The sequence below is a fragment of the Arthrobacter oryzae genome, assembly GCF_003634095.1.
Classification (GTDB): domain Bacteria; phylum Actinomycetota; class Actinomycetes; order Actinomycetales; family Micrococcaceae; genus Arthrobacter; species Arthrobacter oryzae.
Genome location: NZ_RBIR01000009.1, coordinates 55,817 through 81,264 on the forward strand (window position 1 = coordinate 55,817; position 25,448 = coordinate 81,264).

Here is a 25,448-nt window from a genome sequence, read left to right on the forward strand (position 1 = left end):
GGGTGGCGTCGTCGAGGTACATCCAGGTGTCATCTGCCGGTGAGGCTCCGTCGAGGTGGGTGTTGAACCAGAGGGTGATGGTCTGGCCTTTGTAGGCGGTGAGGTCTGCGGTGACGTGGGTCCACGTGCCGTTGTTGTTGCAGAGTTTGAAGATGCTGCCCAGGACGGCGCCGGTGGTGGAGCGGATTTGTGCTTCCATCCAGTCGTACCGGCAGGCGGTGCCGGTGCAGGTGTCGTCGGTGGTGTGGGGCTGGTACCAGAAGGACAGAGTCGAGGTCCCCGTGGCAGGGACGGTGATGGTCTGGGACAGGCTGCTGTCTCCAAGGGGTTCGGTGCCCGAGGCCAGTCCGAGGAGGGCGGAGCGGGTTCCGGTGTGGGCGGTGGTCGATGCGACGGGGGCTCTGACGCCGCCGGTGCTCCAGGCAGTGAGGCCTGATTCGAATCCGCCGTTCGTGATTGTTGTCCCGCCGGTGGTCCCGGCGGGGGTGACGGAGTTGGAGGCGGCCGAGGCCGGGGACGTGCCGACCGCGTTCGTGGCCGTGACGGTGAAGGTGTAGGTGGTGCCGTTGGTCAGCCCGGTGATGGTGGCGCCGGTTGCCGGGGGTGTCCCGGCGATGGTGACCGGCGCCAAAGTAGTGGTCCCGGTGTGCGGGGTGACCGTGTAGGAGGTGATCGCCGAACCCCCGTTAGCCGGCGCGGTCCAGGCCACGGCTGCGGAGGCGTCCCCGGCCGTAGCGGTGACCCCGCTCGGGGCCGCCGGCGCCGTCGCGGTTGTTTGGGTGTTGGTGACGGTGGCGTCGTCGAGGTACATCCAGGTGTCATCTGCCGGTGAGGCTCCGTCGAGGTGGGTGTTGAACCAGAGGGTGATGGTCTGGCCTTTGTAGGCGGTGAGGTCTGCGGTGACGTGGGTCCACGTGCCGTTGTTGTTGCAGAGTTTGAAGATGCTGCCCAGGACGGCGCCGGTGGTGGAGCGGATTTGTGCTTCCATCCAGTCGTACCGGCAGGCGGTGCCGGTGCAGGTGTCGTCGGTGGTGTGGGGCTGGTACCAGAAGGACAGAGTCGAGGTCCCCGTGGCAGGGACGGTGATGGTCTGGGACAGGCTGCTGTCTCCAAGGGGTTCGGTGCCCGAGGCCAGTCCGAGGAGGGCGGAGCGGGTTCCGGTGTGGGCGGTGGTCGATGCGACGGGGGCTCTGACGCCGCCGGTGCTCCAGGCAGTGAGGCCTGATTCGAATCCGCCGTTCGTGATTGTTGTCCCGCCGGTGGTCCCGGCGGGGGTGACGGAGTTGGAGGCGGCCGAGGCCGGGGACGTGCCGACCGCGTTCGTGGCCGTGACGGTGAAGGTGTAGGTGGTGCCGTTGGTCAGCCCGGTGATGGTGGCGCCGGTTGCCGGGGGTGTCCCGGCGATGGTGACCGGCGCCAAAGTAGTGGTCCCGGTGTGCGGGGTGACCGTGTAGGAGGTGATCGCCGAACCCCCGTTAGCCGGCGCGGTCCAGGCCACGGCTGCGGAGGCGTCCCCGGCCGTAGCGGTGACCCCGCTCGGGGCCGCCGGCGCGGCCTGGCCGGCGGTGACGGTGATCGTGAGGGACCCGGTGACGGCGTCGGGGCTGACCCCGTTGGCCGCGGTGACCGCGAACGTTGAGGTCCCCGCCGTGGTCGGGGTGCCGGAAAGGACCCCGGTCGTGGCGTTCAGGGACAACCCTGCCGGCAGGGTCCCGGAGGAGACCCGGAACGTCGGCGCCGGGGTGCCGGACGCAGTAAAGGTATAGGAGTAGGGGGTCCCGGTCGTGGCGGTGGACGGCGGCGACGCGGCGGTGAACACCGGCGCCGCCTGGCCGGGGTTGACGGTGATCGTGAGGGACCCGGTGACGGCGTCGGGGCTGACCCCGTTGGCCGCGGTGACCGTGAACGTTGAGGTCCCCGCCGTGGTCGGGGTGCCGGAAAGGACCCCGGTCGTGGCGTTCAGGGACAACCCTGCCGGCAGGGTCCCGGAGGAGACCCGGAACGTCGGCGCCGGGGTGCCGGACGCAGTAAAGGTATAGGAGTAGGGGGTCCCGGCTGCGGCGGTAGACGGCGGCGACGCGGCGGTGAACACCGGCGCCGCCTGGCCGGGAACCACAGTTTTCAGGATGATGTCATCGGCGATCATGTCGCCGTCCTGCATCACGTGCTCTGCTCCCAGCTGGAGGACATTCATCGAAGTATTTGAACCGAGATCGATGAAGCCGGTCGTGCTGTTCGAGCGGTCAAAGAGCTTTGTGCCGTCCTGCCATACCTGGGCCTGGCTCTGCGCACCTTTGATTACGAGGTGAATTTTCAGGGCAAACTTTTGGCCGACGGTAATGTGACCCACGCCAATGATGGTGAAGCCGGAGCCGGTAGGCCATCGTACAAACAGGTCGCCGGTTCCGTTCTGACGCGACACATCAAGCATGCGTTGACTGCCGTTGAAGAAGCGCAAGGTGGGAACGTTGTTATTCGAGGCGCTCCCTTCGCGGGTGATGTCAAACCAGCCGCTGGCCCAAACCTCACTTGCCGGCGCCGGCAGATTCTTCACCACGTTGGCCTCGGAGCCGCTATTTCCGGTAACACTGATCCGAGCAGCACAGGCGGGGGAGTTGGAAATTGCCGATTGCACGGTGGCGGTGGCGCCACCTAACTGGGTGACGGTCGTCCATTTACTGAAGTCGTTGGTTTCAAAATTGTCGGCCAGAACGACTGAGCCGGGGTCAGTATTTGTGGGAGCGGGGGCGGCGGGGTTGCAGGGCGACGCAGCGGCCTGGGCGCCGGCTGGCGAACTGAGGCTCATACAAACCATGAGGGCCGCCGTGGCAAGCGCACCGGCCAAAGCCGGCCGCCGCACTCTTCGTGCAGACTTTCCTTTGCGGCCCTGGCTTTTCATGGGGATCCCTTTATGCGGTGCTGTGGGTGCAGGTGCTGTACCTGCGAACGGTGCGGCCCGTACTTCTCCACGTGGCCCCGGAGGGACGACATACCTACTGGGGAGGATTGAAGCCGTTCATGGATAGCATCTTGTCTACGGCATGGCCGAAGGTGGGCTGGTGGAACTGTCGAAGGAAATCGCCGCGGTGCCGCGCCGAAATTCTGGGGCCGGCTGATGCCCGCCTCATATAAATTGGCCGGGATTGCGGCCTCGTGAGGAGCCTAAGTGCCGGCCGCAGCGGGGACAACACTGGGCGGTACGTGTATTTCCGGCAGGACTACTCGCTTCCCCCGGGGTCCCGGAGAGCTTCTGGGGCCGTTCCACCGTTGTACGCGTTCAACAAGGGTTGGCTGATCGCCACCTCGCTCTGGGTAGTTGCGGAAGCGGGTGCGGGCGTCCACAATGACCTCATGCCTGCCGAGTCCTACTCCGCACCGGCTCGCGAAGAGCTGCAGTTGAGCCGTGCCGATGCGTATGCCCGCGGCCGCCAACTGCGCCGGACCACGCCGCGTAGTGCACTGGCCGAGCGGAGCACGGCACATCGTGACCCCGTCGCTCATATCCGCGAACAGAACGAAGACCGCAACCAGGAACTGGTGCCCCTGCGTATGGAGCGCATGCTCGAGAACCCCTTCGCGTTCTACCGAGGGACGGCCGGGCTGATGGCCATGGACCTCGCCCGCGACTCGCACTCGGGGATCGTGGTCGCGGCATGCGGTGACGCGCACATCAGCAACTTCGGCTTTTATGCCTCCCCGGAACGCAAACTCGTCTTCGACCTCAACGACTTCGACGAGGCCGGCGCAGCCCCATGGGACTGGGACCTCAAACGGCTCGTCACGAGCGTGGTGGTCGGTGGAATGCACGCCGAGTACACGGAACGCGAGGTGCGCAAGGCAGCACAAGGGACCGTAGGGGCGTACCGCAGCGCACTGACGACGATGCTGGAACGAAACCCGTACGAGCGCTACTACATGCACAGCAACATCAAATTCGCCCGCAGCCTCCTGAGCTCGGACGCCCAGAAGGTGCTGCACCACGCGATCAGGACGGCCAGGAAGCGCACCAACCAGCGGGCCGTGCGTCGTACCACGCAGATGGACCACGACGGTCGCCTGCGTTTCGTTGAACGGCCTCCGGCAATGACGACTGCGCCCGTGCGGAACACCGACGTGGTGCCGCGCCTGTTCGCCGAATACCGCCGCACGGTCAGTCTCGACGTCGGCACCGTTTTGGCCCAGTACACCCCCACCGATCTGGCCCGCCGGGTGGTCGGCGTCGGGAGCGTCGGGACCCGTTGCTTCCTCCAGTTGCTGCAGTCCCCCGATGGGGATGCGCTGCTGCTCCAGGTGAAGGAGGCCGGGCAGTCAGTGCTGCAACGTTACGGTGGCATCCCACAGCCGAGCAGCAGCGCGCAGGATGTGGCAGCGCATGGTCAGGGTACCCGCGTGGTCCAGCTCCAACGGGTGCTGCAGGCAGTGTCGGATCCTTTCCTAGGGCATCTGCAGAACGACGGACGCGACTACTACGTGCGCCAGTTCCATGACATGAAAGGATCGATCGACCTGGCGGGACTCGACTTTGTCCCGTTCTTCGACTACGTCCGCACGTGCGCACTCCTGCTCGCACGCGCCCACGCGCAAAGCCCCGCGGCAGGCCAGATCCTCGGTTACCTGGGCAAATCCGAGGCCGCCACCGAAGCTGTTGTCGACTGGTCGTTCAGCTACGCCCGGCAATCGCTGCTCGACTATGAGGCCCTTCGGGCCGCGCACTGACCGCATCGTGATCCGTCGTCGGCTCGGCGCCCTACACGCGGCGGTGAATGGACTTGTAGCTCAGGTAGGCATTCAGGCCCTCGATGCCATACTCGGTGCCGAGGCCGGAATCGTGCCTGCCGCCAAAGGGGGCTGCATGGTTGGAGGCGAAGAAGTTGATGCCCACGGAACCGGTGTCCATCCGGTCCGCCACGGCCAGCGCGGCTTCCGGGTCCCGTCCGAACACCAGCCCGCCCAGGCCGAACTCCGTGTTGTTCGCCAGCGCAACCGCCTCATCGACACTGCCGCCGGCGTCGTTGTACTTCAGGATGCAGATGACCGGGCCGAAAATCTCCTCGCGGGAGATGCGCATGTCCGGGGTGACGTCCGCGAACACGGTGGGTTCCACAAAGTACCCGCCTTCCAGCCCGCCTCCCAGTGACGCCGCGCGTCCGCCCGTGGTGGCGCGGGCGCCTTCGGCCAGCCCCGATTCCACATACTCCAGCACGGTCCGATACTGCGACGCGGTGGCGCAGGGTCCGAAGACCGTGTCCGGGTTCAGCGGGTCTCCCTGTTTGCCGGCCGCGATGGTGTTGGTGACCATGTCCACTACTTCCTCGTACCGGCTGGCCGGGGCAAGGATGCGGGTGGAGATGTAGCAGGTCTGCCCGGTGTTGCGCATGGAGGAGCGGATCAGGACCTTGGACATGGCGTCCAGATCCGCGTCCGGCATCACAACCGCGCTCGATTTCCCCCCGAGTTCCAGGGTGACGGGACGCAGCAGTTCCCCGCAGGCGGCGGCGATCTTCCGGCCCACCGGCGTGGAGCCCGTGAAGGCCACCTTGTCCACGCCAGGGTGCTTGACCAGCGCGTCGCCCAGCCGGCCGGAGCCGGTGACGAGGTTGACCACGCCGGCCGGAACTCCGGCGGCGGTCACGGCGTCGATGATCACCCGGAGGGACAACGGGGTGGGCGACGCCGGTTTGATCACCACGGTGCAGCCGGCCAGCAGCGCGGGGGCCAGTTTGATGACCACGAGGTTGATGGGGAAGTTCCAGGGCGCGATCAGCGCGCACACGCCGATGGGATCGCGTCGGACTACGGATTCGCCACCGCCGCGCGGGAAGGGGCGCACGTCATCACGCTCGAGATAGCTAGCGAGGGTCGCGAAGTACCGGAAGATGCCCGCGGCGTTCGCTGCCGCGCCGGAGGATTCGGAGACTGGCGAGCCGTTCTCCCGGGTGTTGGTGAGCGAAAGCTCGTCGGCGCGTTTCTCCACTTCCTCGGCGATGCGCACCAGATAGGCGGCCCGCTCGGAGGGCGCGAGCCGCGGCCACTCGCCCTGGAAGGCGCGTTGGGCGGAGCCGACGGCGGCGTCCACGTCCCCCGGTGTGCCGTCCGGGACGGAGCCCCAGACTTCGCCGGTGGCCGGGTCGGTGACCGCGTTGCGGCCGGTGCCCCGGGCCGGCGTCCAAGCCCCGTCGATGAAGATGCTGTCCACGTGGGTGTGCGGCAGGGTCAGTGCAGCGCGTGCGGCCAGTGCGGGAGCGTCGTGGGTAGCCGCAGTCATCGGATCACCGCGGTCTTGAGCAGGGCGGTGGAGCGGGCCAGGTCCGCGACGGCCATGTCATACGCCGCCTGGGTAATGAGTTCGGGCACGATTTCCGCGGTCAGCCTGTCCGTGTAGGTGGCCGGGTCCATCCCGAACCAGGACGAGGCCAGGGCGATCCCGGCGTGGTCGAAGCGCCACAGCCGGTCCGCGTCGCGCATCAACGCATCCTCCAGCGAGTGGGCCGCGGGGCGGGTGTCGTGGCCGTCGATGATGTCACAGACCCGCTTAACGAACTCAGGAGAGTAGCCCAGGCCCGGGAGCACGCGGCGGGCGACATCGCAGCCCTGTTTTTCGTGTTCGTAGCGGATCGCGGCCTTGCGCCAGTCGCCGGCGAAGCCCTCGGAGATGATCCGCGATTCGTCCACGTGGGCCCAGCCGGTGTCGTGCAGCAGTGTGGCCACGCGGACAAGTTCGGCATCGGCATCGGGGTACGCCCGGCAGAGCCGCTCGGCGAAGGCGAGGGAGATCGGCAGGTGGATGTCGTTGCCGCGGGTACGGGTCTCGTGCACCACGGCACGCCACAGTGGGTCGAGTTCCTCCAGCGCAGCCGGCGTCGTGGCGATCGGGGCGGTGTCCACCGGTCCCGCCGCCGGAACGGGCCGGACCGGGTACGCGGCGGCAAAATCCGCAGTCGCGGAATCAACAGCCGCGGGATTGACGTCGGCCCGATGGGCGGCAGCAGTCCCGGCTGCGCCGCCGGCGTCGTCAACCGGAGTCTTGGGGGTGGTCATAATGCTCCTTCGGGGGGCGGCCAGCCGCAGGGCTAGCTGTCCGTCGTGATCGTCTTGAGGGGTGTCGCCGGATCGGCGGCAGCCCCGGCGGGGATGTTCTGGCCCTTGGCCAGGGCGTTCTTCACGGCCATGAAGTCCAGCGGCGCATTGACGCAATCCGCGGCGATGATCCGGCCCTGGCGGTAGTAGAGGACGCTAAACTTTCCGCGTTCCTCGTCCCGCCGCAGCACGGTCTGGTCGTAGCCGTTGCAGAGGCCGGCGATCTGGAGTTTGAGGTCGGCCTGATTGGACCAGAACCACGGGATGCCGGCGTATTCCTCGCGCCGGCCGGTGAGCGAGTAGGCCGCCACCTTGGCGTGTTCGATCGCGTTGTTGACACTTTCCAGCCGGATCCGCTCCCCCGGCGCCGAGCCGGGCACCGGATTGGGCATGTTGGCGCAGTCGCCGATCGCTACCGTGGTGCCGTCCGAGGCCAGCGCGAAGCGGTCCACGACGATCCCGTTGTCCACGGCCAGGCCGAGCTGTTCGGCCAGCTGGGTGTTGGGAATGACGCCGATCCCGATCAGCACGATCTGCGCGGGCAGCACGGTACCGTCCTGGAGTTCGACGCCGGCCACCGCCCGGCCACCGCCTCCCGGGGCGTCGTTCGCGGTGAAGCGTTTGGCGCTCGTGGCGAGCCGGATGTCCAGGCCGCGGGCGCGGTGTGCCTGCAGGAAGTACCCGGCGGTCTCCTCGCCGACGGCACGGCCCACCAGGCGCGGGCCGAATTCGAGCACGGTGACGTTCTTGCCCATCTTCTGGAGGCTGGACGCGGCTTCAAGGCCGATGAAACCGCCACCGATCACCACCACATCCGTGGCGTCCCCTACCCGGGCCTTCAGGGCCAGGGCGTCGTCGGCGTTGCGCAGGTACAACACGCCCTCAAGGTCCCCGCCCTCAATTTCCAGCTTCCGGGCCCGGGCGCCCACGGTGAGGGCCAGCCGCTTGAACGGGAACTGCCTGCCGGAGGAGGAATGCGCGACGCCGGAGCCGTCCGCTTCCTTGTCGATCTTGACGATATATTCGCCCTTGACCAGGTCCACGTTGTGTTCGGCCCAGTACTCATTGGACCGGAAGATCAACGATTCGCTCTCCACAGTGCCCTGCAGGAACTCCTTGGACAGGGCCGGGCGCTGGTACGGGCGGTGGTCCTCATCGCCGAGCAACGTGATGTGCTCGTCGAAGCCGAGGGCGCGCAGGGATACCGCGAGCTGGACGCCGGACTGGCTCGCCCCGATGATCAGCAGCCCCGTGCGGGCCGGGGTGCCCGACGTCGCCGCGTCCTCGGCTGCCGCCGCCGGGGCGGCCTGCTCAACCGCGTTGGTGCTCATGGCTATACCTGTGCTTCCGGGGTGGTGACGAAGAGTTCGAGCTCGTCGGTGAGGCGGAGCTGGCAGGACAGCCGTGAGTTGTCCTCGCGGTCCACGGCGGTGCCGTAGAGCATCTCATCCTCCATGTCCTCCATCGGCGGGAGCTGTGAGAGGCAGTCCTCGCGGACGAAGACGTGGCAGGTGGCGCAGGACAGCGAGCCGCCGCATTCGGCGACGATGCCGGGGACGCCGTTGCGCACCGCGGTCTCCATGACGGAGTCGCCGGCGTTGCCCTGGACGTCGCGGACGGCGCCCTCGGCGTCAGTGAAATGAACCGTTGGCATTGGTCCTCCTTGGGGATGAACTTGGGGTTGAAGTCGGGAAGTTGGCAAAAAGGGCAGAGTCAGATGAACTGGCGGCCGCCGTCGACCACCATGGTCTGGCCCGTGTAGTAGGAGCTGTCCGGCCCGGCCAGGAAGAGCGCCGCGCCCACGATGTCCTCCGGCTGGCTGGCCCGCTTGATAGCGCCGCGGTCCACCCCGTAGTTCTCCGCGTTCTCCATCAGCCCGTAGCTGGCCTCGGTGAGGGTGAAGCCGGGAGCGATCGCGTTGACCGTGATCCCCCGCCGGCCCAGTTCCTTGGCCATCACCCGGGTCAGGGCCACCACGCCGCCCTTGGAGGCGACGTAGTGCAGCCACTGTTCCGAACCGCTGAAGATCGTGGCGCTGGAGAGGTTGATGACGCGGCCGCCCTCGGGCAGGTACGGGCTGGCCGCCCGGGTCACGAGCCAGGGCCCCTTGAGGTTCACGTTCATTACGAGGTCCCACTCGGCCGGATCGATGTCCTCGAACGGGCTGCGGGTCACCCCCGCATACACGGCGGCGTTGTTAAGTACGACGTCGATGCTCCCGTTGCCGAAGTCCGCGCAGCTTTTCGCGAGGGCCTCCGTGGAGTCGAGGCTGGTGACGTCGGCGTGGAAGGCGGCCGCCTCAGCCCCGGTGTCCAGTACCAGCTTGGCCGTTTCCTCCGCGCCATCCAGGTTCACGTCCGCCACGGCCACGCGGTAGCCGCGGCGGCCGAAGCCGAGCGCGAACGCCCGGCCCAAGCCGCCGGCGGCGCCGGTGATCAGGACGGTGCGGGCAGGCCGGCCCGCACCGTCATATTCCGCAGCAGGCATGTTCGAGTCATTCATCCGCTGGTCAGACATGGCTATGGCTGTGGGCCCCGGGCCCGGCGACCTGGAGCTCTGGTTCCCCGGTATCGGGAATCAGCGCGTCGAGGATCTGGACGGTGCCCTTGGTCCCGTCCACCCGCAGCCGCTGGCCGGTCTTGATGGTGGTGGACGCCGATCCGGTCCCGGTCACGGCCGGGAGACCGTATTCGCGGCAGACGATGGCCGCGTGGCTCATCATGCCGCCGATGTCCGTGACGGTGGCCTTGATCTTGCCGAAGATCGGGCCCCAGGACGGCGCCGTGACGGTGGCGACGAGGATTTCTCCCTGCTGCACCTCGGAGAGCTGGTCCGCGTCGGTGACAACGCGGGCCAGGCCTTCCACGACGCCGGGCGAGGCCGCCATGCCGCGCAGGCCGCCGCCTTCGACCGCTTCTCCGGCGCCCAGCCACTGCTGGACCTGCTCGGTGGTGATGCCCCAGAGCATCCGGGTGAAGGGTTCGGTGATGGATTCCGGCGGGGTGTTCAGCGCCGGGGCCGGCCGGGCGGTCTTGAGCGCGTCCACGATTCCGCGGCGTCGCTCGATCTCCTCCGGCCAGTAGTCGGGGCCGATCGGCTTGGCGCCGACGCCCCAGCCGGTAACGAGGTCGAACAGGGCGTCACGGACCTCGTTGCGGCCCAGATAGAGGAGGTCGTCCGGTTCGGTCCAGAAGCCCTCGGCCTGCATCATGCGGCTGAGTTCACGGATCTTGCGCCAGAAGACGCCCATGGTCCAGTGCTCGATGTAGAAGTTGTGGTTCTCCACGTACGGGTAGGCGGTGGCGGCGAGCCCGCGCTTGGCGTCGAAGAGGGCCTGGTTTTCGCCTTCCAGGAGGTCCCGGTATTCCTCGATGATGCGGTCGCGTTCGGTGATCAGCGCCTCGACCGGGCGCATGATTTCCTGGCCGTCGTCCACCCGGCGGATGTAGTCCGCGATGTAGCCGAGCGGGATTTCCTGGTGTTCGTTCCAGTACTTGTCGTGGCCGTAGAAGCCGTTGCCTACGGTGAAGTTGAACCACGGGTCCTTCGCGCCCTCGTACTGGGCCATCCAGCGGTCCCCGCCGGGGGCGGCGGCGACGGCTCCTAGGGTGGCGTCGACGTCGTCGGTGTTACCAAAGTGGGACTGCAGCCCGAGTTCGACGGCGAGCTTGGCGAGCTGCTTGAGCTCGTCATCCGGGCGGAAGAGCTCCATGTCCACGCCCTGCACCATGGTGGCGATGGACTGGTCCGGGATGTTGGGGAACACCTGCTTGCAGAAGTTGAAGAAGTCCAGGTATGCGATGTAGCCGAGGTTGAGGAACTCGAAGTGGTACTGCCAGTTCTGGTAGGCCAGCTGGATCAGCCGGTCGTAGCTTTCCAGCAGCTTCTCGGAGCCGTCTTTGCCCTTGCCGGAGAGGATGTCCTCCATGGGGACCATGTCCGGGAGCCTGGGGAAGGAGATGGTTTCCATTTCGTCGATGGTTCCCTTGACCTTGACGTGCCACTGCTTGAGGAGCTGTTCCCAGTTCTGGAAGTAGTGGCCCACGCGCTGTTCGAACAGGGGCACGCGGGCGGCGATCTGGTCTGCCGGGACCGGGATGGGCGACATGTAGAGGTAGCCAAGGTGGATGCGGAACTCGATGCCGTTCGCGTTGGGAATCATCAGGTGCCGGGCGTTGTACTGGCCCAGGCATTTGACCGCGAACTCGCCGCCGATTGTCTCGAAGGGCTTGAACACGGTAGGCCAGTGCTGGCTGTCGCAGAACCAGAACTTGGCGTCCTCCTGTTCCTTGAGCTTGTCCTGGAAGACCAGATAGTACGGGTAGATCTTTTCCCAGCCCTCGGCGCCGGCGGGAACCGGAAGCTCGGAGGGCTTGGGGAAGGACTTCAGGGACATGGCGGTCCTTTCAATACGGGCTCGGCGTTGAGCCTGGGTGACGGAGCGGACTATAGGGGTCAAAACGTCTAAAAAGAGGGCTTCAGCAGCGAGGCCGTGATGCTGCCGAGGTTGAATCCTGAACCGGACGACGGCGTGGCGGACGACGGCGCGTTGCCGGCCGGCGGCGTCGTGGCAGCGGGTGCGGCGGCGGAGGGCGCGGGGCTGAGTCCGCTGAAGTAGCCGCCGGCAACGGCCGAGGACGGGACACTTTGGCTGACCGCAATCGGCTTGGAAGAGTGCACGGTTTCCGGGCGGGACTGCAGCAGGAGCAGGTTTTCGCCGTCCGGCAGGTCCGCGTCGAGGGCCCATTCGATGTCCTGCGGGCACTTGTAGTGTTTCTCCGCACGCTTGGCCATCTGCGCGACGGCGGTGAGCTCGGCATCGGTGAGGCTGCGGCGGCCGCGGCGTTCGGCGTCGACCTCACGCTCCACCAGACGGCCGGCCGCGGCATCCGGGACGAGTTCGGCGTGCTTGTCGCCGAGGTGTTCGGAGACGACGGCCAGGGTGACCTTGTCCAGCATGATGTTATCCGGCGTGACTTGGCCCGAAACCACCATCTCCCCGACGCCGTAGGAGGAGTCGATGGTGATCTTGGAGCGGTCGCCGTTGGTGGGGTCCATGGTGATCGCGACGCCGGAGACGCGCGCGTTGACCATCTTCTGCACCACCACGGCCATTGAGAGGCCCTCGTTGGGAATGTTGTTCTTGAGCCGGTAAATGATGGCGCGGGAGGTGAAGAGGGAGGCCCAGCACTGGCGGATGTGCTCGGTGACCGCCTTGACGCCGTCGAGCCAGAGGTAGGTGTCCTGCTGGCCGGCGAAAGAGGCGTCCGGGAGATCCTCCGCGGTGGCGCTGGAGCGGACGGCCACCGGGACCGGCGCCTCGAAGCGGGACATCAGGGACTCGTACGCGGTGACGGTGAGTTCGCGCAGGGCCTGCGGCACCGGGCGGGAGAGGATGTCCTCGCGGATGGCGGCGGCGACCTTGTCCACCTGGGCCATATCCTCAGGGTCCAGGCCGGCGAGGAGTTCATGGATATCCCGGGTGATGCCGGCTTCCTCCATGAAGGCGTCGAACTGGGCGGTGGTGACCACGAAGCCGGGCGGGACGGGCATGCCGGCGGAGGTCATGGTGACCAGCGAGGCGCCTTTGCCGCCGAGGTTTTCGAGCTTCGGGTCGATGCCGCCGTCGAAGAACTGGATGTATTCGTTGCTGTGCATATTTCTCAGGCCTTCCAGCTGACGGGGACGGTCTCGGGGACGCGGAAGGAGAGGTTTTCGCGGAAGGCGATGGCTTCCGGGTTCTCCAGCTGCAGCTCCGGGGCGAGCCGGGCCACTTCTTCGAGGGCGATTTTGGCCTGGAGCTTGGCGAGCATGTTGCCCAGGCAGTAGTGGATGCCGAACCCGAAGGAGAGATGCTCGCGGGCGTTGGGCCGGGTGATGTCAAAGTCCTCGCCGGCGTCAAACTTCGTGTCGTCCCGGTTGGCCGAGCCCATCAGGAGCAGCAGCTGGGCGCCTTCCTTGATCGCGACCCCGCCGACTTCGGTGTCCTTGAGGGCCTTGCGGCGCCAACCGACGATCGAGCCGGCGTAGCGCAGCACCTCGTCGATGGCGGCGGGGATCTTCTTGGAATCCTCCACAAGCTGCTGCCACTGCTCGGGTCGGGCCAGCAGTTCGCGGAGGGCGTTGGAGATCAGGGTGGTGGTGGTCTCGTGGCCGGCGAAGAGCAGGCTGTAAAGGACGGAAGCGATCTCGTGGTCGGAGATTTCGGCGCCGTCCTGCTGCGCCTTGACCAGGTCAGCGGTGAGGTTATCGCCGCCTTCCTCGTGGGCGACCCTGACCAGGCGCAGGCACTCCTGCCAGTACTCCACGAGGTTGTGGGCGTGCGGGATCTGTTCCTCGTCGCTAAGGTCGCCCCACGTCATGGCGGCACGGGAATCGCTCCAGCGCTTGAAGGTGTCCACCTGGGAGACGTCGGCGCCGATCAGGGTCAGGATGGTGATGGTGGGGACGTCATAGGCGAGGTCCTTGACCATGTCGCCGCGGTGTTCCGGCCGCGCGAGCATCTTCTCGAGCAGCTCGACGACGTTCTGCCGGATGAAGGGCTCCAGGGCCTTGTAGCGGCGAGGCGTAAAGGCCTTCTGGACCACAGCGCGGATGCGGGTGTGCTCCGGCGGGCGGCGGGCGGAGAGGCCCGAGTAGGCGGTGAAGCCGCCATCGTCCATGATCTTCTTGGCCGCGGCGCCGCGTTCACGGACGGGCGCCTGGGCGTTTTCGCTGGAGAACGTCTCCCAGTCCTCGAAGACGGCCTTGATGTCGTCATAGCGGGAGACGACGTAGAGGCCGATCCGCTCGTCGAACATGACGGGCTGCTCGGCCCGGAGTTCGGCGTAGGCCGGGAAGGGATCCTTCATCTGGAACGGCTCGTAGCCGTGGTGCCCGGCGGGGGCTTCGGCGCCGTGCCCGAAGGGACAGCGGCCGGCCGTTTCAGTCGACGATGACATCTGGGCTCCTTGGTTTTCCGGTCCCGCCGGCAGCGCCACTGCTTGCCGCGGGTTCTTACTCACCAGTGTGGCCCGCATCACTGACGACCGACAGGGTTGGCTTCCACTGAGCGGAAACTAGTTCGTGGAAGGCCGGCTGCTGCAGAGGCCGGTTCAGTGCGTTCCCGTGACATGGCTGCCCAGCAGCGTTTCCAGCGGGATCCGGGCCGTGGCGCGCTCGATCTGCGCCGCGATGCCTCTCAGGACCGGCAGGTGGCGGGTCATCGTGGCGGCCTGGTTGGTGGGGAGCACCAACCCGATCGCGGCGCCGATCCTGCCGGTATGGAAGACTGGGACGGCGATCGAGCAGGATCCCAGCCGGACCTCTTCCAGAGTGGTGGCGTACCCCTGCTCCCGGATCTGCGCAAGTTCGGCAGCCAGCTTCTGCGGGTCAACGTGGGTGTGGGCAGTGTGCCGTTCGAGCTGCCGGTTCAGGTAAGCGTCGCGGACCCAGTCCTCCTCAAAGGCGAGGATGACCTTCCCAACGGCGGTCGCGTGCATGGGCAGCCGGCCGCCCACCCGGGACGCCCGCGGCACCCGCTTGGAGCCGTAGACCCTGTCGATGTAGAGAACCTCGTGGCCTGCCCGCACCGCAAGGTGCGCGGTCTCGCCGGTCAAGGAAAAGAGGTCCTGAACGTACGGACGGGCAGCATCGCGCAGTTGCCGCCCGGTGTTTTGGGCGAGCTCCCACAGTCGGATGCCCAGCTGGTACCGGCCGTTGGGCTCCCGGGAGAGGAAGCCCCAGACAGTCAGCTCATTGACCAGCCGGTGCGTGGTGCTTAGCGGCAGCCCGGACTTCTCGGCGATGTCCGTCAGGCTCAGGGCGCCGCGGGATTTCTCGAAGGCTTCCAGGATGGCCAGCACCTTGGACGTCACGGTGCGTCCGGGTTCGCGGCTGCCGCCGGCCATCGTGACCTCCTCAGTGGTGGCGCTCCTTAGTGCGTCCGAATTGAGTTTAGACGTGGCCCATTTCATTTGCGCATCCCTCGTCGGGAGGCGCCGCTGCCAAAAAAGGGCTGATTCCAGCGCGGCACAGGCAGGAAATATTGCCGGGTGCCGTGAATGCGGCCCGGGCTATCGGCCTCCGGGCCAGCCCGTGTAGGCCTCTGCCAAATAGGCCATGCCGTGACGTGAGGATACAACGGAGTTCAGCTCGCCCAGCTGCCGTGCTCGGGAAAAATCATCGGCGTCGACTGGAGTGTGCAGCATGGTGGTCATCCAGTAGGAGAACTGCTGCGCCTTCCACACCCGCTCCAAAGCGCGGTCGCTGTAGGTCTCCAGCAGCCGGTCGGACCCTGAATTGTAGTGGCTGTCGAGTCCTTCGAAGAGAATTCTCACGTCGTGGATGGCCAGATTCAGGCCCTTGGCGCCGGTGGGCGGCACGGTGTGCGCGGCATCGCCCGCCAGGAAGACGTTGCCGTGCCTCATTGGTGCCTGAACGAAACTGCGGAACGGCAGCACCATCTTCTCGAGGACCGGCCCCTCCTTGAGGTCGAAGCCGTTGCCGTTGACCCGGCTGCGGAACTCGGCCCAGATCCGGTCGTCGTCCCACTCCGCGACGTTTTCCTTGGGATCGCACTGGAAGTACATCCGCTGGACCGTCTCGGTGCGCTGGCTGATCAGGGCGAACCCATTGGACGAGTTGGCGTAAATCAGCTCATCGGAACTGCGCGGCGCCTCCGCCAGGATGCCGAACCAGGCGAAGGGGTACTCGTGGAAGTACCTTTTGCGGCGTGCCTCGGGAATCTGAGCACGGCAGTGGCTGCGGGAGCCGTCCGCGCCCACCAGGAAGTCTGCCCTGATTTCGTAGTCCACACCGTCGTCGTCGGTGAACCAGACCTTGGGTTTGCCCTCAAGGTCGTGGACGGAAGTGTCCGTGACGCTGTATCGGACGTCGCCGCCCTCGGCCCTCCTGCGCGCGGCGAGGTCCAGGAAGACGTCCGTCTGCGGGTACAGCCACACCGATTCCCCTACCAGTTCCTTGAAGTCGATGCGGTGGCTTTCGCCGTTGAAGCGCAGCTCGATGCCGTCGTGCCGGTCGCCATCGCGCAGCACCCGGTCGGATACTCCGCTGTCCACCAGCATGTTCACCGTGCCGTGCTCGAGGATGCCGGCCCGGACGGTCTCGGAGATTTCCTGATGGCTTCGGACTTCTATAACCGTGGATTCGATGCCGGCCTTGGTCAACAGGTGGGAGAGCATCAGTCCGGCGGGGCCTGCGCCCATAATGGCTACCTGGGTCGTGATGGTCTTGCGTGCTGCCATGACTGGTTCTCGCTTCGTTGCGGAGGCCGGGGCGGCCTGTCGGGTGCGTCTGGTACCAGTCTGTAGCCGAGGTGGGGATCTCCGTAACGCCGTTTCCGCTCAACGGAATGTGGTTCACGTGTTGGGGTCGTTGAGTCCCCGGGCTATGCCTCGTGCCGCTGTTTGCAGAACAGGAACGAGCGCCTGCAACCGCACCTCCTGCAAGGGGACGACTACCCCCAGCGCGGCTACCGCGCGCAGTCTGCCGTCCAGTATGGGAACAGCAATCCCCCATGTGCCGGGGTCAACGACCCCCGCCAACTGCGCAAAGCCTTGATGTGCAGTCTCACTGATGAGAGCGCGGACGGTGTCACGGGTCACTTGCCCGGCGGGGTCCGAGAACTGGTCCAGGTACTCGGCTTGGACCGCTTTGTCCTGATATGCCATCAGCGCGAGCCCGGCCGAGGTGATGTGGATTGGCATCCGACCGGCCACCTTCGCCCTGTTGGCGACGGAGCCGCGCCGCGAGAGTCGCTCGACAAAGAGCGCATCCCAACCGTCGAGCACTGCAAGGTTTACGTTTTGGTTCAGGACTTGTTGGATGTCCTCCATGAAGGGCATAGCCGCCTGGCGGAGTGCCAGAGTGGGCGAGTTGCGGTTCACCAGTTCCCAAAGCCGCAGCCCGAGTTGCACTGATCCACCCGGCTCGGTTTCGAGCAGACCGTGGACTGCCAGCTGGTGCACTAAGCGGTGGGCTGTTGTGAGTGGCAAGCCGGACCGCCGCGCAAGCTCAGACAGCTGAAGACCGCCGGGGCCGTCAGGAAAAGCGGATATGAGCCTCACTACCCGATCTATCACCGACTCCCCAGATGCCGAGTTGGCCACACCTTCCCACTTCCGGTCAATGGTTTAGGGGCATTCTAGCGGAGTCAGGGTGCGAGGCAGGCGCAAATTGCATAGGTTTTCGGCTATCGATCACCACCGCCTTCTGCGGTCAGGCCCTGGTCCCTGAGCCGGCTGCTGCCGGTACCGGTGCCGCGGCTCTCGACCTCGTGGCCGATGCTTTCCATCCGGGCGAAGAGTTCCTTTTCGGCTCATTCGCACCCGCTGTTCCACGGGCGCCGTGCGGACCCCTTTGAAGCCTCCCTCTGCCTCTGCCTCTGCCTCTGCCTCTGTAACGAAATTTGACAGTACGCTTAGTATTTCTTGGAGAGCCGTCCGTTGGACGGCGATCGATTCCTGCTGGACGAGCGTTTTCATCCGCAGACTAACTAAGGAGACTCTCATGTTGCTCTGGATAGCCATCATTATCGCTGTACTCTGGCTTCTCGGCCTGATCGCCGGCATCGGCGGCGGGTTGATTCACATACTCTTGGTTGTTGCAGTGGTCGTACTGGTCTTCCACTTCATCCGTGGCAGGTCCCGCGTCTAAGTATGAAAACCGGGCTTCCCCCCGCCGGCGGGTGCGAAGGTAACGGTATGTCGCCGGCTTGAAGAGAGGGCCCCGGAACGCAGCCGTTCCGGGGCCCTCTAGCATGGTGACAACTGAAGCCACGGTCCTTTTCGTTCCCTGGCGGGATCCTCGATCACAGCCCGCAGCTGGTCCGGCCAAAGACCGGAATCCCTCCGCCTTCCCGCGGCCATGTCGAATGATCCAGACGATTTTCATCCCAGGTTTCAGTAAGTCATACAGTTCCAGGCGCTCCCGCCACATGAGGGAGTAAGCAGCAACACCGCTCTCCTCGTCACGACAAGGAGCCGCCAGACCGCAACGGGCACCAACCAAAATGGGCCCCGCCGGGGCCCATAAAAGGAGATTTGTACACATTCAGCAGCCCACAAGCCCCTGAACAGGGAAAACACGTGCCCGAGGTGGGAATCGAACTGAATTCCCGCCCTTGCGGTCACTGGGAAGTCCCGAAAACATGAGGGATCCGGCCCGGTCCCGTCCCAGTACGACTCGATCCGAAGCCCAAGTGTGTACTTTGTACTCACCCAATGCACCGCGTCTAGATCTGGCTAACGGCACCACTGCCAGAATTTCTCCGATGAGCAGGTCAACGCCGTAGGCCTCTTCGTGCTGCGGTTTGTCGCTCCTCCACCTATGACTTGCTCTTCCTCTAGGGACACTAAGCGACCGTCGCCGCGCTGAGGCCCGGTCATCGAAATCACCCTGCAGCCGGTCCAACTTGGCCATGGCGATCCGACGGCGAGTCCCTTCATGAGGGTTCCTTAATGCGCCCTTCATCTGGGCCTCATACTCTTCGTTCAAGCTAGCTCACACAATCTGAAGTGGCACTTCCACCACTGGAGCTGATTCGATGAGTTGGTACTTACCCGTCCAGCAATACCTCGACGAAGCCACCGGCACAACTTGGCGCGTCCGCCGGGCCTGGTTCGACAGGAGACCAGGAGACTACGTACTGGAGGTCCTGAGCCAAGGCCGGGACCGCCCCTCCGTGGGGCCTATCTGCGTCACGGGCGCTTTGAACTCGTGCCGCCGGACGATCCTGAACTGCCGGCCTTGCGTGCCAAAGCACAGCAGGGCGAACTGATTGCTTATCGGCCACACAGGCGGGCCGTGGTCCGCGCGGAGGGCTGTCACATCAAGATCTTCCGGCCAGGGCAGGCCATCGCATCCGCCGAACGTTGCGCACACGTGGCCACTTTCTTGGACGCCGCCGGCGCCTTCACCACCCCCAGGATCCTTCGCAGCTCCGAGGATGTCCTCGTTCTCAGCACGCTCCAGGGACCGACCCTGTACCAGCTGGGTGAGAATGACTCCGCCGCTAGCGATGAATCGTTTGCGTGGGAATGGGAGAAGTGGGCTCGCTCGTGGATCGCCCAGCTAAGCCTCCCGCACGGCAGAGCAGCCCGCAGCTTCCTGGACAGCCTGCCGCTCCGCTCAGCGGAGGTGGAAGCGGCGGATTTGCGGCGGTGCGTGAACCGCTGGCTGCGCCACTTCGAAAACGTACCGGAAATGTCGCCGCAAGCCAGTGCCTTGCGGGCCGTGGCAGAGGATGTGACGAGGAATTTGCTTGGGACGGCACCGGATCCGCTGGTGTGGTCCCATGGAGACCTGCACGGCGAACAGATCATCGTCGCCGGGGGCCGGTCCCCGCTCGGGTTGTTGGATTTTGACGAGGGAGCCCAGGCTGAGGCGGCCCTTGATCTGGCCAGTATGGACATGCGCTTGGAACTGCGAAGGCGGCGGAACCACATGTCTCGGGCATGCTACCATACAGCTCACCTTCAGGTGATGGCCGTAGCCCAGGAACTGCACGTCAATCCGGACCGGTTCCATGCCTACTCGGACTCGCTCTGGCTCCGTGAGGCGTTGGTTCCGCGCCCCGGGCGCCTAGACATGGCCACCGCCGTTCTCGACGAACGGGCAAAGCAATATCAGCCCACTCAGGCATAGCCTCCGTAAGCCCTTGCAACGCCGCAGCAAGCCGGCGGCCTGTACGTGTGAACGGAACCGGCGTCTGCGATGAACTCGCGGCCGCCGCCTGTTGTCCGGTGAGGCTTGGGCTCAACGCACCGACTTCCGCTCGTAGATCGCCATCGACCACCCGTACCCGGCGACCGCCGGGTTAACCACGAAGATTTGATCCCCAAGTCTCAGCAAGTCATCCAGGTCCAAGCGCTCCCGGCCATGAAGGAGTACGCAGCAACCCCGCTGTCTTCCAAGCCACGATAAGGAGCCGCCAGACCAGCCGCCACCAACAAAATGGGCCCCCGCAGGGGCCCATAAAAGGGACATTTGTACACACTCAGAGGCTCACAAGCCCCTGAACAGGGAAAACACATGCCCGAGGAGGGACTCGAACTGCATTCCCTCCCCCGCAAACACTGGACTCCCGCGAAAACATGTGGAAACCGGCCCGGTCCGGTCCACTTGCGTCACGATCCCAAGCCCAAGGCGTGTACTTTGTACACACTTCTTTTTTCCCACATCACCGGGCCCGGAACGTCAGCTGATCAGTACTCGCCCTTTTAGCCACCGCCGCCCGTTGGCTCGTGGTCAGCGCTTCCCAATGCCTGCCAGCCTCTTCCTCAACCACAGCATGCCACTGGGCTGGCAACGAACGGAACGGGACCACGAACTCATGGAAGATCACCGGCCACCTTGCGGCTCGTGCGGGCCGTCTCCCCGGTGCGGGCTTCGTTCGCGGTCCAGCTGCGCAGCAGGTTCATGGCGTCCGCGGACGGGGTGGCTGGTTCGGCGAGGTAGGTCATGAGGACGAGGCCGGGGGTCGATGTTATGGCGAGGGCTTCGTAGCCGAGGGTCATGTCGCCCACGACGGGGTGGTGGATGTGCTTGGTTCCGGTGGAGTGGGTCCGTACGGTGTGTCCTCCCCACCAGGTGCGGAACTCGTTGCTGCGGGTCGCGAGCTCACCGACCAGTGCCATCAGGGCTTTGTCGGTGGGATCCTGGCCGGCGAGGAGCCGCATCCCTGACACGGCCTCGAGTGCGGTTGTCTCCCAGTCCGGGTAGAACACCCGGGAGCGTTCATCCAGGAACATGTAGCGGGCGCTGTTGAGCGCCGGTTTTCCCGGCGGGAAGAGGTCCGGGAACAGTGCCCGGCCCAAGGGGTTGGACGCGACCGGGTCCCCGAGCCGGGTCATCGCTATCGCGGGAACATCGCCCATCGCGTCGATCAGCTGAGCGACCCGCGGCGACACCCGGGGTTGGGGTTTCGTCCGGGGTGCCCGGCGGGGCCCGGTTGCCGCACGCGCCAGATCGAACAGGTGCGCGGTTTCGGCCTCGTTCAGTTGCAGCGCCCGGACGAGGGCGAACAGCACGCTCTCGGACACCCCGCTCAGGTCTCCGCGTTCCATCCTCGTGTAGTAGGCGGTGCTGACCCCGGCGAGCTGGGCGACTTCCTCGCGGCGCAGGCCGGGGACGCGGCGTTCCCCGCCGAACACGGTCAAGCCCGCCACCTCCGGGGTGATGCGGGCGCGCAGTGCGGTGAGGAACTTCTGCACGTCATTGCGGGTATCCATACCCTCAAGGCTAGGCGGGTCCACGGCGGGAGTGGGAGTCCCTGCCGTTATCCCCCGGCCCGCGGGGCCCTTGCGGCCCCGGTGTGCCCGTCGGCGTCGACGGCAGCTCCTGGGGGATAACACCAGGGGCTCTCACCCGGGCCGGTTTCCTGCCTACCGTTGAAGGCATGACCAACAACGTGATCACTTTGAACAACGGCGTGGACCTTCCCGCTATCGGACTCGGCGTCTTCCAAACCCCGCCCGACGAAACCACCACGGCCGTCGAGGAAGCCCTGCACGCCGGCTACCGCCTCATCGACACCGCTGCCGCGTACGGCAACGAAGCACAGGTCGGCGAAGGCATCCGCAACTCAGGGCTCTCCCGTGACGAGGTCTTCATCGAGACCAAGATCTGGATCAGCGACTACGGCTACGACGCGACCCTGCACGGGTTCGGGAAGAGCGCCGCGAAGCTCGGCGTGGACCATATCGACCTGGTCCTGCTGCACCAGCCGCTGCCGTCGGCCTTCAACCTCACGATCGACGCCTACCGTGCGCTCGAGAAGCTCCTCGCAGACGGCAAGATCCGTGCGATCGGAATCAGCAACTTCATGCGCGAGCACCTCGAGCAACTGCTCGCCGCAACGACGGTCGTGCCGGCCGTGAACCAGATCGAACTCCACCCCTACTTCCAGCAGAACGAGCTCCAGGCCCTGAACGCGAAGCACGGGATCCTCACCCAGGCCTGGTCCCCGATCGGCGGCATCACCTCCTACGGCGGCGCCGCCAAGAGCACCTTCGACGACGCAACCCTGCAGGACATCGCCGAACAGCACGGCAAGTCCCCGGCCCAGGTCATGCTCCGCTGGCACCTCCAGGAAGGCCGCGCCGCAGTCCCGAAGTCGACCAAGGCCGCCCGCATCGCCGAGAACTTCGACGTCTTCGACTTCGACCTCACCGCCGGCCAGCTCGCCGCCATCGACGCCCTCGACACTGGTGTGCGCGGCGGACCCGAGGCCGACTTCATCAACCTCACCGAGCACGCCTTCCCCATCCCCGAAGCCTGATCCACATGCCCAACCCCGAACTGAAATTCGGGGGCCCGGTATATATCCAACCTTCTTCTCCACCTTCTGACAGGAAACACACGATGGAATACACCCAACTCGGCACATCCGACCTCAAAGTCAGCCGCCTCACACTGGGGTGCATGAGCTTCGGGACTCCCAACCAGTTCCAGGACTGGGCCCTCGACGGCGAGGCGGCCGCACCCCTGTTCCGGCAGGCCGTGGAACTCGGCATCAACTTCTGGGACACTGCGAACGTCTACGGCATGGGCAGTTCAGAAGAAATCGTCGGCCGGGCCATGCGCGAATACAGCAGCCGCGAACAGACAATCCTGGCGACCAAGATCTACTGGCCGATGCACGAAGGCCCGACTGGCGGCGGCCTGAGCCGCAAGGCGATCCTCAAGCAGGTCGACGGCTCCCTCGCCCGGCTCGGCACCGATTACGTGGACCTGATGCAGATCCACCGCTTCGACCCCGAGGTCGACGTGGAGGAGACGATGGAAGCGCTGCACGACGTCGTCCAGGCCGGCAAGGTCCGCTATCTCGGCGCCTCGTCCATGTGGGCCTGGCAGTTCGCCAAGATGCAGAGCGCGGCCGGGCAGAACGGCTGGACCAAGTTCGTCTCGATGCAGGACCAGTACAACCTGATCCAGCGCGAGGAAGAACGCGAAATGCACGGTCTCCTCACCGACCAGGGCGTCGGCAACATGGTCTGGAGCCCCCTCGGCGGCGGTATCGTCGCACGCCCCTGGGGTGACAAATCCAGCACCCGGGCGGCGTCCACCCCTGCCCAGGACCAGTTCGGCCGGCCGCTGTTCCTCGACTCCGACAAAGCAATAGTCGACGCCGTTGAACGCATCGCCACCGAACGGGGCATCGCGATGGCAACCGTCGCGCTGGCCTGGGTGCTGAAGAACCCCGTCGTCAATACCCCGATCATCGGGGCGACGAAGGCAAAGCACCTCACAGACGCGGCCGCAGCCCTCGAGCTGACGCTCAGCGACCAGGAAGTGGCCGCGCTGGAGGCTCCCTACACGCCCCGCGAGCCGACGTTCTTCTAATCCGATAACGATCAGCACCACGTCCCGCCATCGAGCCAAACACGTTCGGCGGCGGGACGACCGCACTCAACCCAGGTCTAGGTGGGGCGGTGGCCGACCGGGATGACCTTGAAGATTTGATCCCCAAGTCAAAGCAGGTCATGCAGTTCAAAGCGCTCCCAGCCATGAAGGAGTAAGCAGCAACACCGCTGTCAAGCCACGAGAAGGAGCCGCCAGACCGCAACGACCACCAACAAAAATGAGCCCCCGCAGGGGCCCATAAAGGATATTTGTACACATTCAGCGGCCCACAAGCCCCTGAACAAGGAAAACACGTGCCCGAGGTGGGACTCGAACTGCATTCCCTCCCCTGCAAACACACGGCTCCCGCGGAAACATGCGGAATCCGGCCCGATCCGGCGCACATATGGCCCGGCCCGAAGCCCGAAGTGTGGACAATGTACCCACGCCAAATTGGCCAGTTCAGAGCATTGCTGACCCACTCCCTATGGTGACCGTCAGCCCGGCCCGACAAGCAGTGTCGTTTCCCAGACTGCCCATGGAACGACTTTTCGTGGCCTCGCGTTCTCACTAGGCAAACTTGAGTAAATCTTGAACAAACGTGGGATTGATTCCTGAATTCTGTCCAGCAGGATCAAAGCAGCCGGGACTTCCGGTGCTTAAGTGCCTTCCATGGCCGAATCGCCCATAGTTGCTAGAGGTTGATAAACGACGGGACTCGGCCATGGAAAGTCCACGATCTTCCATCATGTGGTTGGTCGCTGATGGAGAGTAAGGTCAAATGCCATGATCAACGATGATCGTCCGTCACGAATATCCGACGAATCAGACCCGGCGATGCCAGGCCTGGGCACGCTGGTCATCCGCACCTGGCACGAGCCCGACCAGACGCCCGACTTTCGCGCCCGGATAAGCTACAGCCAAGCCCCGGGCGATGAGCCGACCACTGTCTCCACTGCTAATCCGGACGAGGTCCTAAGCGTTGTACGCCAGTGGCTGTTAGACCAACCTCTTCCTCCTGGCAACGTCTAGATCTCTCGCGTTTGTTTGCGGCCTGACTGTACCTAAATTTCTGAGACAAGGCGCTGAATGGCCTCCGACGGTGCAAGGCCCATGTCCTCGTTCAACTTCGCTCGATACTTTTCGAAGGCCCGAAGCGCGGCAGCGTTGTTGCCCTGCTGCCTGTGAGCCTGAATGAGAAGTCCAACCGCACTTTCATAGAGCGGTTCAAGTTCAAGTGCTGCCTCCGATGCTTCCAAGGCAACCTCAAAGTCGCAGCGCGCCAGCGACCCGCGGGCAATAACGTGGAACGCGTGGAGCCGATCCTGCCGCAACCTGCTCTGTTCAAAGAGCACCCAATCGTCATACCAACCTGGGAGCAGTTCGGCATCACGCAGCAGGTTCAGGGCCCATGCGGCGTTGCCGTTGAGCCCGGTTTGGCTTAACTCTCGAACGCAGGACCGGACCCGGTGCAAGTCGACGTCCACCAAATCGCTAAGGGAAAGTTCGGCGCCCTCGTTCACCAGCAGGCCCGGAACCTGCCGTGAGACTAGGTGCATGCTCACCCGCAGGCTCTCCATGGCCCGACTCTCGGGACTCTCCGGCCACAGGAGCCCGACCAAGTAGCTTCGCGGGCGGGGACCATTAATGGCCAGGGCAGTGATGAGCCGCTGCTGGCGCGCCGCAACATGCACAATGCACGAGTCCCTGCGGAGTTTCCACGACTGAAACAGGCTTAGCTGAAAATGGCAAAAGTCGCCGCTTCCCATTGGTACCCCCAAATCCAGCGTGACTGCGAGCTGGAACAGTTCTAGCCACGAGGATCCGCATTTCGGCAGGGGATGTCAATGGCCCGGAGCATCTGACCGTTTTGTGAAGCGAGCTCACGCGAGACGGGCACTCAGAGAACTCGGGCACAACCGAACCGATTGAACTATCCCTGGAATACGGGCCAAGAGGCTCTGTTAAACGACGATTCTCCATCAATAGGATATTTCGCTCCGAATGCCGCGGATTATCTAATCCAC

Annotated in this window: 20 protein-coding genes; 6 read left to right on the forward strand and 14 right to left on the reverse strand. The window is 65.2% G+C overall.

Going from position 1 to position 25,448, the window contains the following annotated elements; all coding sequences use genetic code 11:
* Nucleotides 1-2,350 (reverse strand): beta strand repeat-containing protein (locus C8D78_RS16580; protein ID WP_208641991.1); only part of this gene is annotated, 2,350 nt, incomplete at its 3' end.
* A gap of 917 nt (nt 2,351-3,267) precedes the next feature.
* Between C8D78_RS16580 and C8D78_RS16585 the strand changes: the two genes are divergently transcribed.
* Entirely contained in the window at nt 3,268-4,716 is a 1,449-nt protein-coding gene (locus tag C8D78_RS16585) for a DUF2252 domain-containing protein (RefSeq protein WP_244208449.1), read from the forward strand.
* 31 nt (nt 4,717-4,747) lie between these two features.
* On the opposite strand, the gene C8D78_RS16590 is transcribed toward C8D78_RS16585, so the two are convergent.
* The 11 genes from C8D78_RS16590 to C8D78_RS16640 all read right to left on the reverse strand — a co-directional run bounded on the left by C8D78_RS16590 (nt 4,748) and on the right by C8D78_RS16640 (nt 17,186).
* Nucleotides 4,748-6,265, reverse strand: coding sequence for an aldehyde dehydrogenase family protein (locus tag C8D78_RS16590; protein WP_120954970.1), 1,518 nt, complete (start codon nt 6,263-6,265; stop codon nt 4,748-4,750).
* Complete coding sequence (locus C8D78_RS16595) at nt 6,262-7,038, reverse strand: HD domain-containing protein (RefSeq protein WP_120954971.1); 777 nt, start codon at nt 7,036-7,038, stop codon at nt 6,262-6,264. The genes C8D78_RS16590 and C8D78_RS16595 overlap by 4 nt, the downstream gene beginning before the upstream one ends.
* A gap of 32 nt (nt 7,039-7,070) precedes the next feature.
* Nucleotides 7,071-8,408 carry an NAD(P)/FAD-dependent oxidoreductase gene (locus C8D78_RS16600; RefSeq protein WP_120954972.1) on the reverse strand — a complete coding sequence of 446 codons (1,338 nt, stop codon included), beginning with the start codon at nt 8,406-8,408 and terminating at the stop codon, nt 7,071-7,073.
* 2 nt (nt 8,409-8,410) lie between these two features.
* Nucleotides 8,411-8,731, reverse strand: a complete 321-nt coding sequence (locus tag C8D78_RS16605) for a 2Fe-2S iron-sulfur cluster-binding protein (RefSeq protein ID WP_120954973.1) — start codon at nt 8,729-8,731, stop codon at nt 8,411-8,413.
* Between the two features lie 59 nt (nt 8,732-8,790).
* The gene (locus C8D78_RS16610) at nt 8,791-9,564 is read right to left on the reverse strand and encodes an SDR family NAD(P)-dependent oxidoreductase (RefSeq protein ID WP_091255243.1); all 774 of its coding nucleotides are present in this window, start codon (nt 9,562-9,564) and stop codon (nt 8,791-8,793) included.
* 22 nt (nt 9,565-9,586) lie between these two features.
* Nucleotides 9,587-11,473 carry a PEP-utilizing enzyme gene (locus tag C8D78_RS16615; RefSeq protein WP_116765385.1) on the reverse strand — a complete coding sequence of 629 codons (1,887 nt, stop codon included), beginning with the start codon at nt 11,471-11,473 and terminating at the stop codon, nt 9,587-9,589.
* Nucleotides 11,474-11,541: 68 nt separating this feature from the next.
* On the reverse strand, nt 11,542-12,735 hold the full coding sequence (locus tag C8D78_RS16620) for a PEP/pyruvate-binding domain-containing protein (protein WP_120954974.1): 1,194 nt from the start codon (nt 12,733-12,735) through the stop codon (nt 11,542-11,544).
* Nucleotides 12,736-12,740: 5 nt separating this feature from the next.
* A complete protein-coding gene (locus tag C8D78_RS16625; RefSeq protein ID WP_120954975.1) occupies nt 12,741-14,018 on the reverse strand; it encodes a cytochrome P450 in 1,278 nt (425 codons plus the stop codon).
* A 153-nt stretch (nt 14,019-14,171) separates the two neighbouring features.
* A complete protein-coding gene (locus C8D78_RS16630; protein ID WP_120954976.1) occupies nt 14,172-14,966 on the reverse strand; it encodes an IclR family transcriptional regulator in 795 nt (264 codons plus the stop codon).
* 165 nt (nt 14,967-15,131) lie between these two features.
* Nucleotides 15,132-16,322, reverse strand: coding sequence for a 4-hydroxybenzoate 3-monooxygenase (locus C8D78_RS16635; protein ID WP_120954977.1), 1,191 nt, complete (start codon nt 16,320-16,322; stop codon nt 15,132-15,134).
* A gap of 114 nt (nt 16,323-16,436) precedes the next feature.
* Complete coding sequence (locus C8D78_RS16640; protein ID WP_120954978.1) at nt 16,437-17,186, reverse strand: IclR family transcriptional regulator; 750 nt, start codon at nt 17,184-17,186, stop codon at nt 16,437-16,439.
* A gap of 400 nt (nt 17,187-17,586) precedes the next feature.
* Between C8D78_RS16640 and C8D78_RS16645 the strand changes: the two genes are divergently transcribed.
* Both C8D78_RS16645 and C8D78_RS16650 read left to right on the forward strand, forming a co-directional pair.
* A complete protein-coding gene (locus C8D78_RS16645; RefSeq protein WP_120954979.1) occupies nt 17,587-17,733 on the forward strand; it encodes a lmo0937 family membrane protein in 147 nt (48 codons plus the stop codon).
* Between the two features lie 1,227 nt (nt 17,734-18,960).
* On the forward strand, nt 18,961-19,722 hold the full coding sequence (locus C8D78_RS16650) for a phosphotransferase (RefSeq protein WP_244208450.1): 762 nt from the start codon (nt 18,961-18,963) through the stop codon (nt 19,720-19,722).
* A gap of 686 nt (nt 19,723-20,408) precedes the next feature.
* Here the strand turns inward: C8D78_RS16650 and C8D78_RS16655 are convergent.
* Nucleotides 20,409-21,308 (reverse strand): helix-turn-helix transcriptional regulator, encoded by a 900-nt coding sequence (locus C8D78_RS16655; RefSeq protein WP_120954980.1) that lies wholly within the window; start codon nt 21,306-21,308, stop codon nt 20,409-20,411.
* A 167-nt stretch (nt 21,309-21,475) separates the two neighbouring features.
* Here C8D78_RS16655 and C8D78_RS16660 point away from each other — a divergent pair, with 167 nt between their 5' ends.
* From C8D78_RS16660 to C8D78_RS16670, 3 genes are all read left to right on the forward strand, one after another.
* Nucleotides 21,476-22,357 (forward strand): aldo/keto reductase, encoded by an 882-nt coding sequence (locus C8D78_RS16660; RefSeq protein ID WP_120954981.1) that lies wholly within the window; start codon nt 21,476-21,478, stop codon nt 22,355-22,357.
* 83 nt (nt 22,358-22,440) lie between these two features.
* A complete protein-coding gene (locus C8D78_RS16665; RefSeq protein ID WP_120954982.1) occupies nt 22,441-23,421 on the forward strand; it encodes an aldo/keto reductase in 981 nt (326 codons plus the stop codon).
* A gap of 786 nt (nt 23,422-24,207) precedes the next feature.
* Nucleotides 24,208-24,453, forward strand: coding sequence for a hypothetical protein (locus C8D78_RS16670; protein ID WP_208641992.1), 246 nt, complete (start codon nt 24,208-24,210; stop codon nt 24,451-24,453).
* 32 nt (nt 24,454-24,485) lie between these two features.
* Here the strand turns inward: C8D78_RS16670 and C8D78_RS16675 are convergent, their stop codons facing one another.
* Nucleotides 24,486-25,001, reverse strand: a complete 516-nt coding sequence (locus C8D78_RS16675) for a bacterial transcriptional activator domain-containing protein (protein ID WP_244208451.1) — start codon at nt 24,999-25,001, stop codon at nt 24,486-24,488.
* Nucleotides 25,002-25,448: the final 447 nt, after the last annotated feature.

Excerpts from the sequence above, each read along its gene's own strand:
- C8D78_RS16590 (WP_120954970.1), bottom strand. The coding sequence starts at position 6,265 with ATGACTGCGGCTACCCACGACGCTCCCGCACTGGCCGCACGCGCTGCA.
- C8D78_RS16595 (WP_120954971.1), bottom strand. The coding sequence starts at position 7,038 with ATGACCACCCCCAAGACTCCGGTTGACGACGCCGGCGGCGCAGCCGGG.
- C8D78_RS16600 (WP_120954972.1), bottom strand. The coding sequence starts at position 8,408 with ATGAGCACCAACGCGGTTGAGCAGGCCGCCCCGGCGGCGGCAGCCGAG.
- C8D78_RS16605 (WP_120954973.1), bottom strand. The coding sequence starts at position 8,731 with ATGCCAACGGTTCATTTCACTGACGCCGAGGGCGCCGTCCGCGACGTC.
- C8D78_RS16610 (WP_091255243.1), bottom strand. The coding sequence starts at position 9,564 with ATGCCTGCTGCGGAATATGACGGTGCGGGCCGGCCTGCCCGCACCGTC.
- C8D78_RS16615 (WP_116765385.1), bottom strand. The coding sequence starts at position 11,473 with ATGTCCCTGAAGTCCTTCCCCAAGCCCTCCGAGCTTCCGGTTCCCGCC.
- C8D78_RS16620 (WP_120954974.1), bottom strand. The coding sequence starts at position 12,735 with ATGCACAGCAACGAATACATCCAGTTCTTCGACGGCGGCATCGACCCG.
- C8D78_RS16625 (WP_120954975.1), bottom strand. The coding sequence starts at position 14,018 with ATGTCATCGTCGACTGAAACGGCCGGCCGCTGTCCCTTCGGGCACGGC.
- C8D78_RS16630 (WP_120954976.1), bottom strand. The coding sequence starts at position 14,966 with ATGGCCGGCGGCAGCCGCGAACCCGGACGCACCGTGACGTCCAAGGTG.
- C8D78_RS16635 (WP_120954977.1), bottom strand. The coding sequence starts at position 16,322 with ATGGCAGCACGCAAGACCATCACGACCCAGGTAGCCATTATGGGCGCA.
- C8D78_RS16645 (WP_120954979.1), top strand. The coding sequence starts at position 17,587 with ATGTTGCTCTGGATAGCCATCATTATCGCTGTACTCTGGCTTCTCGGC.
- C8D78_RS16655 (WP_120954980.1), bottom strand. The coding sequence starts at position 21,308 with ATGGATACCCGCAATGACGTGCAGAAGTTCCTCACCGCACTGCGCGCC.
- C8D78_RS16660 (WP_120954981.1), top strand. The coding sequence starts at position 21,476 with ATGACCAACAACGTGATCACTTTGAACAACGGCGTGGACCTTCCCGCT.
- C8D78_RS16665 (WP_120954982.1), top strand. The coding sequence starts at position 22,441 with ATGGAATACACCCAACTCGGCACATCCGACCTCAAAGTCAGCCGCCTC.
- C8D78_RS16670 (WP_208641992.1), top strand. The coding sequence starts at position 24,208 with ATGATCAACGATGATCGTCCGTCACGAATATCCGACGAATCAGACCCG.
- C8D78_RS16675 (WP_244208451.1), bottom strand. The coding sequence starts at position 25,001 with ATGGAGAGCCTGCGGGTGAGCATGCACCTAGTCTCACGGCAGGTTCCG.